The 12,108-nt window shown below is 45.8% G+C and carries 4 protein-coding genes; all 4 read left to right on the forward strand.

The window, feature by feature from the left end; genetic code table 11:
• Positions 1–1,620: 1,620 nt before the first annotated feature.
• The 4 genes from ACE1EF_RS05275 (at position 1,621) to ACE1EF_RS05290 (ending at position 12,098) form a co-directional block, all read left to right on the forward strand.
• Complete coding sequence (locus tag ACE1EF_RS05275) at positions 1,621–4,575, forward strand: hybrid sensor histidine kinase/response regulator transcription factor (protein WP_375719580.1); 2,955 nt, start codon at positions 1,621–1,623, stop codon at positions 4,573–4,575.
• Between the two features lie 648 nt (positions 4,576–5,223).
• Positions 5,224–8,367 carry a T9SS type A sorting domain-containing protein gene (locus ACE1EF_RS05280; protein ID WP_375719581.1) on the forward strand — a complete coding sequence of 1,048 codons (3,144 nt, stop codon included), beginning with the start codon at positions 5,224–5,226 and terminating at the stop codon, positions 8,365–8,367.
• Between the two features lie 399 nt (positions 8,368–8,766).
• Entirely contained in the window at positions 8,767–10,767 is a 2,001-nt protein-coding gene (locus ACE1EF_RS05285; RefSeq protein WP_375719582.1) for a CotH kinase family protein, read from the forward strand.
• An 860-nt stretch (positions 10,768–11,627) separates the two neighbouring features.
• Positions 11,628–12,098 carry a single-stranded DNA-binding protein gene (locus tag ACE1EF_RS05290; RefSeq protein ID WP_375719583.1) on the forward strand — a complete coding sequence of 157 codons (471 nt, stop codon included), beginning with the start codon at positions 11,628–11,630 and terminating at the stop codon, positions 12,096–12,098.
• The last annotated feature ends 10 nt before the right edge of the window (positions 12,099–12,108 follow it).

The raw sequence follows: 12,108 nt of genomic DNA on the forward strand, positions 1-12,108 counted from the left end.
TGATTCCCATGGCGCTTATTACCCGGGGTTGCATTCTCTGCGTTCATTTACCCCGGGCTACAAACATACCACCCCTCCGGGGTTAGTCATTCATTATTCATTGTTCATTCCTAATTCCTAAACATTGATGTCCAGACAAAAAATCAATTCTACTTAAAGATTCTTCGCTTCATTTCATTACGCTCAGAATGACAGTCTTTTAGGTTCATACGGGGCTGGAGGATGAGTAAGTTTGTGAATCTGTCGCAAACCAATCAAACCTCCAGCCTAACAGCCAGCAAATGCCTGTCATTCCGAGTGCAGCGAGGAATCTCTGAAGCTATAACCGGACATTAGACATAAGAACCAAGACGCAAGAAATTCCAAACGATTCATTAATCATTATTCATTGTTCATTATTCATTGTTCATCAATTGCAACCCGTAACCTTTAACACGAAGCGTCAAAAGAGTCCAATGGTCAAAAGGTCGAAAAGTACTTTCAGTGTATCGTAGAGTTTAATTGTTCATTTTAATTTTTCATTGTTAATTGTCTCAACGTGCGGCCTCGCATGATTTCTTTCATCAGGAGATCCGTTCTCCGGCCTTGATTCCCATGGCGCTTATAACCCGGGGTTGCATTCTCTGCGTTCATTTACCCCGGGCTACAAACATATCACCCCTCCGGGGTTAGTCATTCATTATTCATTGTTCATCAATTGCAACCCGTAACCTGCAACACGAAGTGTCAAAACAGTCCAATGGTCAAAAGGTCGAAAAGTACTTTCAGTGTATCGTAGAGTTTAATTGTTCATTATACATTCATAATTCCTTATCATTGATGTCCAGACAAAAAATCAATTCTACTTAAAGATTCTTCGCTTCATTTTATTACGCTCAGAATGACAGTCTTTGGGTTCATACGGGGCTGGAGGATGGGTAAGTTTGTGAATCTGTCGCAAACCAATCAAACCTCCAGCCTAACAGCCAGCAAATGCCTGTCATTCCGAGTGCAGCGAGGAATCTCTGAAGCTATAACCGGACATTAGACATAAGAACCAAGACGCAAGAAATTCCAAACGATTCATTAATCATTATTCATTGTTCATTATTCATTGTTCATCAATTGCAACCCGTAACCTGTAAACCGTAACCTGTAACACGAAGCGTCAAAACAGTCCAATGGTCAAAAGGTCGAAAAGTACTTTCGGTGTATCGTAGAGTTTAATTGTTCATTATTCATTCCTAATTCCTAAACATTGATGTCTGGTCAAAAAATCAATTTTACTTACAGATTCTTCGCTTCATTTTATTACGCTCAGAATGACAGTCTTTAGGTTCATACGGGGCTGGAGGATGGGTAAATTTGTGAATCTGTCGCAAACCAACTCAACCTCCAGCCTAACTGCCAGCAAATGCCTGTCATTCCGAGTGCAGCGAGGAATCTCTGAAGCTATAACCGGACAATAAAAACAAGAACCAAGACGCAAGACACAAGAAATTCCAAATTGTTCATTATTCATTGTTCATTATTAATTTTTCACTTTTCATTGTTAATTCGTAATAAATCTAAACAACACTCACCTGCCAGTTGTTTTAATGATACTCTCCACAGGTTAATAAAATTCATCACCGATAAGACATGCATAAAGCGTTACGGATTAGTATTGTATATCTGTTTCTGACACTGGGATTCAGCGCATTCGGGCAGTCTGCCATTATCGACAGCCTGAAGGCCGGATTACAGCATGCCAAAACCGATTCCACCCGTATTGTCTACCTGATGGCCCTTTGCGATCATACCACCTATACCAATGGTGAGGAAGCGCTGGGCTACTGTCGCCGGGCCCGCGGTCTGGCCATAAAAAACAACTTCGACCTGGCCCTGGCCCGCACCTGGGAACGTGAAGGCAGCGCCCTGTTTCATATGGGCAAAAAGGACGAAGCCCGTCAGAGTTACCTGAAAGCCTACGAAGCCAATCAAACCCCGCAGAACTACGAAATTTTCGGATCAGTCTACTATAACCTGGGCAACATCTATTACGAACTCAGCAAGTTCGATTCCACCCTGTATTACGCCGATAAGGCTGCCGCCCTGTTTTTAAGTCACGGTGATTCCATCGGATACGCTGCCACGCGCTACCTTATTATTGGCATGTATGCCGGTCTGGGTCAGTATACCAAAGCCATGGAAACCGGACTGGAGGCACTGCGTATCTTTCAGCGGCATCATGTGCAGCAGTGGGAGATGTTCACGCTGAATAACCTGGTGGATATTTACAGTCTTAAGGGCGAAAAAGAGAAGGCGCTGGAAATGATCAATACTGTGATCGCCAACTATGAGCGCTCCGACAACCAAAAGTTTCTGGCCGTGGCCTACCGCTATAAGGGCGATATTCTGAATGACCTGGAACGCTACGATGAAGCCGATTCGGTGCTGAACCGCTCGTACCGGATAGCCCTGGATGGCAACTTTGTGCCCGAACAGGCCAAGACACTGTTGTCGCTGGGAAACCTCCGGTTCAACATGAAAAATTATGTGCAGGCCGAAAAGGACTACCGGCAGGCCCTCCGGATCAACCGTGAACAGAAGGACCGCTATTATACCGGAACCAACCTGCTGGGCATGGGAAAATCGGAGTACGAACAGGGGAAACTGCGTGAGGCCAAAGCCAACCTGACGGAGGCCAATGCCATTATGAAGGAGTTCGATGAGGATAGCTACATGAAGGACATCACCGGTTACCTGGCAAAGGTTTACGAGGCTGAGAACGATTTTAAAAATGCGCTGTCGTGGTACAAACTGTATGCGGCATACAGCGATTCGGTGACCAGCGATGAGAAGTCGAAAGAGCTGGCCGAGGTGACCGCAAAATATGAATCCGAAAAGAACAGGGCCGTCATTCAACAGCTTCAGACCGAAAACGAACTGGCCGGTAAAAACCGCCGTAACCTGCTGCTTATTGCCATTTTAGTGGTGACCCTGACCCTGGCCGTGGTGGTGATGCTGTTTATGCGGAACCGGAAAAACCGGCAGCTCGTACAGAAAAGCGCCGAGGTGGACCGCATGAAGACCCGTTTTTTTGCCAACATATCGCACGAGTTCCGTACCCCGTTAAGCCTGATCCTGAGTCCGCTATACGAACTGAATAAGGAAAAAGAGCTGAAGAAATTCAAACCGCTTCTGTCGGTAATTGAACACAACGCGCGGCGCCTGCTGAGCCTGATCAACCAGATTCTGGATCTGGCACGGCTGGAGTCCGGAGGCGTGAGCACGCGGGTGGTCCGTCAGGATCTTGCCGTGTTTCTGAACCGCATTACGGCATCGTTCCGTTCCCTGGCCGAATCGCGGAATATCGCCTTTGAAACCGAAACGCCAACCGACAAAACACTGTTCAACTATGATCCGGAAAACCTGGAGGTGATTCTGAATAACCTGCTGTCCAATGCCTTTAAAAATGAACCGGACAACGGGAAAGTCATTTTCAGTGCAGCTGTTCTGGATGATGCCCAGAAAGCAACCTTCCGGGTGAGAAATACCGGATCGTACATTCCGCCGGAGCGCATCACACAGATCTTTAACCGCTTTTATACCGGAACCGAAACGGACAACGGCAGTCACAGCAGCGGTACCGGCATCGGACTGGCACTGACCAGCGAACTGGTGAACCTGGCCAGGGGAAAGATTACCGTGGAGAGCAGCGAAGCTGGTGGCACGACGTTTATCCTGGTTCTGCCGCTCAACCCCGTAACCGAAGATTCCCCGGTTGAAGTCCCTGCACAGGAACGGCAGGAACTGGTTGGCCCGGCCACCATACCGGAAAATTCCAAAACACCGGAGCATGCCGAAACGGCGCTCATCATTGAAGATAACCACGAACTGCGGTCCTTTATTAAATCGTGCCTGACTCCTTTTTTTAAAGTCATCACGGCAGAAGATGGCATTAAAGGTGTGGCCACAGCGCTGGAGCAGATTCCTGATATCATTGTGTCGGATGTGATGATGCCCGGCATCGATGGCATGGAAGTCTGTTCCACCCTGAAGAACAACGAAAAAACCTCGCATATTCCGATCATCCTGCTGACCGCCAAAGCGTCGCAGGAGAGCAAACTGGAGGGCTTAAAAGCCGCTGCGGACGATTACCTGCTGAAGCCCTTTCAGCCCGATGAGCTGGTACAACGCATGCAGAACCTGATCGCCATCCGGACACAGCTCCGTGAGAAATTTTCCAAAGACCTGCTCTACAAACCCGGCGAAAACAAGCTCAGCTCGTTGGATGACCGCTTTTTTCAAAAGCTGACCCGCATCATTGAAGAAAATATTTCGAACGAGGCCCTGAGTATTGAAGAACTGAGCAGTGCTGTAGGTATGAGCCGCAGTCAGCTGCACCGCAAACTGCACAACCTCACCGGCCTCTCTGCCAGTCAGTATGTACGCAACTACCGTCTGAAACGGTCAAAAGAGTTTCTGTCCAACAAAGCCGGAACCGTGTCTGAAGTAGCCTATATGGTTGGTTTCAGCAGTCCCGCCTATTTCAATAAATGCTTCAAAGCCTATTTCGGCATTACCCCCGGCGAACTTGCCCATCCGGTGTAAAGGACTCACCCTCGTTTGCAACGAGGATGTAGGGGTCAGGAATTTACATTAAGAATTCAGACTCACGCCTTTTACCCTTTGATTCCCTAAAGGGAAGGCGTTAAAATTTGATTCCTTAAATGTAAAATACAAGTTCCTTTTCCGCGTGTTGTTAAAGCTTTCGCCGACGGCCATAGCCTTTTGTGAAGAACTTAGCGGAAGCACAAGGAAATTTAGGGGTATAAACAACAATCAATTGCAACTAATATGTTTTTTCAACATGCTACAAAAAGCCGACATAAACGATCTTCAATTTTTCAACTGCTCTGCACGGCTTTGGATTAACATGACTTATAAACCCATGGCTGAGCCATGGGCTGAATTGCTATTTGCCCTTCAGGCAAAATATTTCCTGCATCCCAATGAAAACCACTTGTCCGATCACCCTCCATGGTACTGATCGAAGCATCAGTATTAGGGAGGGCAGTTAATACGAAACTTGCAGGTTTGAAATAAACCAGAGTGGGTCATAAAAAACCACTTCCCCTCGCTGTAAATGCAGTGCATTAAACCACTTTGCAACATAAGTACAATACCATGCAACATATGATTAACCCCCTTATTTAATCTCATTCTAAATTTGTAAGAGGTCGTTAAAAATAAAATATCATGAAAAATTTTCTACGTTTTACAACATTGTTTATCTGTCTGGGATTTATGGCCGAGGGAACCTCGAGTGCTCAGGGCCCCATCACACCTACGGACGGATTTATCGGGAAGAGCGAAATGGCTGTTATTTGGGAAAACAGCGGGTACAATAACAATGGTAAAGGCATTACATTTACACACAGCGCGTACCGCCTGAAAGATGACTACGAGCTGATTAGCGATGTTAATCTGCGCCTTGATGAAGGGGATACCTCCAATGTGATGGATAACCTGGGGAATGCCATTATCACCGGCACCAAAGGTGATTTCGATGGGGATGGCGATATTGAGTATATCGTGTTCAGTCACGGTGAAGGCGATACCATTCACTATGCACTGCCCGGTCTTACAGGCCTGAAATATGACACGGTGGTGACCGGTACACTGAATGAAGGACCGATAAGCATGCTGAATGATAATTTTAAAGATAACCTCTATGTGGAATCCGGTGACCTGGATGGTGATGGCAAAGCAGAATTTATCGTCACCTATGTGGATACTGCCGGCAATATTGTGAATTCGGTTTATACCGTCAATGATAGGTATGAACCGGAATGGCTGCTTACCTTCAGCGATGAGAAGACCAGCATGAATGAAACATCGGAAAAGTTGTCAACCACCATCGCTGATCTCAACATGGATGGCACTGATGAGCTATTATCTGTGTTTTATTCCGATGACCCGGAACCGGGACTGTATCTCAAGGTGTACAGTTTTATGTCCGATCCGGATCTCATGGAGATGCCTCACGCCCGACAGTTGATGGATTCAACCATTATAAACGATTTTATCGCGGATGACATTGACCTGAGCGTGGATGTTACGACCGGTGATTTCAACGGCGACTCCATTCCGGAAGTGGCTGTGGGATTATCCGTATTCTCAGAACCGGGTGCATTGTATGTGTTTCCGGCGCGGGTTGGTGATGATCCGATGACAGATTTCGATGATCCCTTTGAAACAGTTATGTACGATAAAACGGATATGTTTTACATGGAACAGAACTGGAATGGTATGCAGCTGAACATGGTGACCGGTGATTTAAGCGGTAACGGAAGAGATGAAATTGTAACCACCGGTACAGAATGTCAGATTCTGCATCTGGATAATGACACCTCGCTGCTGTTTACTGCCACCTACCTTGAATACATCTGGGGAAACGTATTTAAATACGTGGATATTGCTGAGATCAATAACAATACAGCTGACGGGAAGGAGATCGTCTTACTTCATGATATCTCCAGCGATTTTGTGCTGTCCGTCTATAAGGTGGATGAAAACAATAATCCAACCATGATCGTGGAACATTATCTGAACCTGTGGGGCAAAAATCCGGGATCGGCCTACCTGGCTGTAGGAGATTTCGACGGGGACATGTTCCGGATCGGTCCGGGTAAAAAATATACCAAAACAGATGTGGTTCAGCCTTTGGTGATCCTGAATGCACCGCCCACCCATTTCGATATGTTCGATGAAATTCCTTACGATGTCAACAACTGCCACGAAGGCGATGGTTGTGAGAGTTATGCCAACTATACCACAACCTCAACCAACGAAATAGCTGTCAGCGCCAAGGTGCAACAGAGTTGGGCTGTCAGTGCCAAAGCAAAGGCAGGTGGTAAAATATTCGGTGCTGGTGTGGAAGGATATGTGGAAGGCAAATACGGGAAACATTTTGAAAAAACAACAGACAGTTCTCAGACAGTGGTGATCTCACAGTCCGTTACAGCAACATACGATGACCAGATCTATGCCACCGTATGTGATTACGAAATATGGGAATATGTGATATACAATGTACAGAATAAACCCACCGGCAATATCATTACCCTGAAGCCAAAACTGACAGAAAACCGCTGGTTTCCAAGTAAGGAACAGAGCGCTTCCGGGTATATTCCCAAACACGAAGTGGGTAACATCCTTTCCTACACGCCGTATACGGACCTCATCAATCCCGATGGCGAAGACAAAATCCGCGGATCGTACGGCGGTGAGAGTTTTGATCTGGATGGAAATTCCAACTTCACATTCAACGTGAACCTCAGTAACACATTCAACAGTCAGACCGTTGAAGAACGGGAAGTTGGTGTGGAAGTCGGCGGCAGTGTCAGCAACTGGGGCATCGAAGTTAGCGGAACAGCAAGTTACGACCGCAGCGACCTCAGCACCCATTCGGTGTCAGTTGGCAAAGCCCTGGATATTACCGTCCATCTGGGTGGTGTAAACCGGTCCATCGGCGAAACGGGCTACAATATCACACCATACATTTACTGGGGTAAAAACGGTGCACTCGTCATCGATTATGCAGCACGCCCCATCATGCCTGAGCCGGGAGGAACTGATACCTGGTGGAGCTCCAACTACGACATACCAGATCCGGCATTCATCCTTCCATGGCGCCTTGATCCTGAAAAAGGGCTCAAACTGGAGGATGAGATTAAGCGTACAAGGACGAAATCCATTACCTTCTCTCCGTCTGACCCGAAAGCCGGCGATGTAATTACCGTAAAAGCGTTCGTCAACGATTTCAGTCCGTATCCGACAGCAGATAAAATACCTGTCAGCTTTTATGTGGGTGATCCGATGAATGGCGGTCAGCTGATTAAGGATATCAACGGGGAATCCCTGTTCTACACCAACGGACTTATCAATGAGCAGTCCTACAAAACGGTGAGCATGAAATGGAAAGTGCCGGCAGGTCTGGAATCCTTCCCCCGCATTTATGCCTACATCGATCCGCAGAATGTACTGACCGAGGTTCATGAAGAAAACAACATCGGATGGGCCATCCTGGGAAAATCGGAAGAAGGCGGTTCTACACCGGTTCAGTATCTGCAATATAAATCCGGTTCGCGCACAGTCATCTATCCGAATCCGTTCAGCAATACCGTTGCATTGAACTACAGTCTGGGCAGATCGTCAGATGTCCGGATCAGCATATACGATTTACAGGGACAAATGGTCTATACCACTACACAATCAGCAGTGGTTGCGGGTGATCATGATTTGCAGTTACCGCTGAATGACCTGGGCGCAGGCATGTACCTTTATAAGGTTAAAACAGCTGAATTCACCGAGACCGGTAGATTAGTTAAAACGGAATAACACATCATCCTATAATCTGAATACCCAATAAGGGTCCCTTACATCTCCCCTGAACGCAGGGGAGATGTATTCTGATGGTTAAGAAAAATACCGGATAACTTTTACGTCATTGCGATCCTTTGCAATAAAACCGTACCATGAATGCGGATATACTGCTGTTTACGGGCCGGATTAACGACCTTATTCAGGGTGCTCCGTCAGGAGGGTTGCAATGGCGTTTAAAAAAGTTTTTTTCAATTTAAAATGAAAACAATCCCTGTGTATTGCGTCCCCAAAGGGACTTCAATGTGTTATGTTCGACATCAGTTACCTATATTACGTCCCTCCGGGACGGCCAGTTTAAAAGAAAACCTCCGGCAAAGAGTAAGAGATCAAAATCAAATTTCATCCTTTTATGCAGTGAAACTTAAAATTCTCATATCAACTTTTCTATTTGCATTGTGGAGCTTTACAGCATCTACTCAAACCGTGGTATGCTCTGTCAATGGGGGAATCTATACCGAACCGGTAAGCGTGAGTCTGAGCTCCACCGATCCGGAAGGCACCATCTATTATACCACGGACGGATCAAAACCCGATGAAACAGACAAGCTTTACACGGCGTCGTTAACCATTGACAGTACGGTGATTCTGAAGGCGGTTACGCTGAGTGCCAATGGAATATGTTCTACGGTTACAACCAACTCCTATCTGTTTACCGGCAGGCAGCATACGATTCCGGTGCTTTCACTTTCTGCTGATCCGGAAGATCTGTTCGGCGATTCCACCGGAATTTATGTGGTCGGTAAAAACGGCATCACGGGGTATTGCAATAACCAGATCAAACGAAATTTTTGCCGGGATTGGGAAAGGGCGGCGTTCTTTGAGTATTTTGCACCGGATGGCTCCCTTTTGTATAAAGCCAACGCGGGCCTGAAAATCCACGGCAACTGCAGCCGGAACTTTCCGCAAAAATCCTTTGCGCTTTACGCCCGTAAAAAATACGGCGATAAGAATTTCAAATATCCGTTCTTCACATCCAAAGCCATCGGAAAATTTGAAGCATTCATTTTACGCAACTCTGGCAATGACAACGGACATTCCATGATGCGTGATGGTCTGATGAGCCGCCTGCTGGAGGATGATTCGGGTGTTGATTACCAGGCATACGAACCCGTGGCCGTCTATCTGAACGGAGCATACTGGGGCCTGTATAACATGCGGGAAAAGCTCAACGAGCACTATATAGCCGAAAATTACGGTACAGATCCGGATAACATCGACATGCTGGAGAATCTGGATGAAGTGAAACACGGTGATACCATAAATATTTCAAAACTGATCGGTCTGATTAAATCATCTGACCTACATGATTCCCTGAACCGGCAAAACCTGGAGCAGCAAATGGATGTGGATGAGTTTATCCGGTACATGGTGGCCGAGATTTACAGCGGAAATACGGACTGGCCCGTCAATAATGTACGGTACTGGCGGGAACGGTCTTCGGATGGCCGGTGGCGCTGGATTTTGTACGATACCGACTTCGGCTTTGCCTTCCGTCCGGGCGGCGAAGGCAACAACCTGTTTACAAAACTTCTGTCCATATACGATGACCCGGATATAAAAACCTCCAATACCGTTTTACTGTTCATAGAACTGATGCAGATCCGCACCTTCAGGGAACAGTTCACCGACCGTCTCTTTTACGAGCTGAATACCCGGTTTTCAGCATCACATGTGCAATCTGTGATCACAGCCACAGCAGCATCAATTGCGGATGAAATGTTCTGGCATGCCGGTCGTTGGAACATGGATTATGCAACCTGGGAAAACGATATTAGCCGCATGAATTATTTTGCTGAAAAAAGGGCTGACATTGTCAGAAAACAGTACCAGGAATTTATGGCAGACTACCCACTCTTTGATTTCACTTTTAAAAATGATTCTGTTCGCCCTGTCGCGCTTTATATCAATGGGAAATCGTTCAGCGGAAATACATTTAAAGGACTGTATGAAATGGGATCTGAAGTGGAGCTTACAATTGATTCATTTTTGGCGGATACCTTCGATCACTGGAAAATTAACGGAGAGTATTACAGTAATGCCCTGACCCTGAAACTGACAGTTACCCAAAACATGATGATAGAACCGGTTTTAAAAGCAACAAGCACCAGTGCAATCCATCCCGGAATTGAAAAAGTATGCCTCTACCCCAATCCGGTACAAAATGCGTTGAATATCCAGGCACCTGAGCGGATTCTTTCAGTCACGCTGACCAAACTGAATGGCAAACAGGTCCGTGTTTTTGATCTCATTCAAACCAATACAATTAATCTTGATAATCTGGATACGGGGATGTACCTGGCACATATTAAACTTTTCAGTGGAAAAACAACAACGAGGATATTTCTAAAGAATTAGAATTAATCCCTGGTAGCATGGAGGATGTTATGGTTAGGAATTTGTAATTCCGGTTATTTGAACCTATATTAAGAATTCAGACCTGCGCCTTTTACCCTTCGATTCCCTATAGGGAAGACTGATCTTGCAGGTTTGATAATAACCAGAGTGGGTCAGATAAATTGACTCAAAATAATATTTCAACATCCTACAAAAAGCCGACAAGAACGATCTTCAATTTTTCGACTGCTCTGCGCGGCTTCGGATATACATAACTTATAAACCCAAGGCTGCGCCTTGGGCTGAATTGCGGTTTGCCCTTCAGGCAAAATATTTCCTGCATCCCAATTAAAAACACTTGTCCGATCACCCTCCCTGGGACCGATTGAAAATCGGGTTTAGGGAGGGCAGTTTATCCGAATCTTGCAGGTTTGATAATAACCAGAGAGGGTCATGATTAATTGACTCAAAATAATATTTCAACATCCTACAAAAAGCCGACAAGAACGATCTTCAATTTTTCAACTACTCTGCGCGGCTTTGGATTTACATGACTTATAATCCCAAGGCTGCGCCTTGGGCTGAATTGCGATTTGCCCTTCAGGCAAAATATTTCCTGCATCCCAACAAAAACCACTTGTCCGAACACCCTCCCTGGGATCGATTGAAAATCGGGTTTAGGGAGGGCGGTAAATATGAGACTTGCAGGTTTGAATGAAACCAGGGAGGGTCATGAATTTTATTTGACTCACTCCGGACCAGCATTACAAATTCCTCCTCTACGCTCACTAAAACCCTCAATAACGTTTTTAAACTTTAAAAAATTTCAAAGCCATTAAAAAATACGTATTTTTACAACCAATCATTTTAAACCTCAGATTATGTCAGTCAATAAAGTTATTCTTGTAGGAAACGTGGGTAAAGACCCGGATATCAGATACATCGATCAGGATCTTGCAGTAGCATCATTCCCCATAGCAACAACAGAACGTGGATTTACAAGAAGAGATGGTACTCAGGTACCGGATTCCACCGAATGGCACAATATTGTCGCCTGGCGCGGACTGGCAAAGCTGGCAGAAAGCTATATTGTTAAAGGAACCCAACTTTACATAGAAGGTAAATTACGCACCCGTTCGTACGATGATCAGAACGGTGTAAAGAAATATACGACTGAGATTGTGGCAGATACCATTCAGCTTCTGGGTCGTAAGGCTGATAATCCTGCAACAGATTCAGGATCAACTTCTGCCCCGGCACAGACCAGACAGACAGCCGCAAATTCCTCTCAACAGGAAAATTCTCAGCCTTTTGAGGCAGATGACTCCTCAGAAGATGATTTGCCCTTTTAATTTTTAAGGG

This window comes from Quyinboa sediminis (assembly GCF_042219855.1).
In the GTDB taxonomy this organism is placed as follows: domain Bacteria; phylum Bacteroidota; class Bacteroidia; order Bacteroidales; family UBA5342; genus JBHJHP01.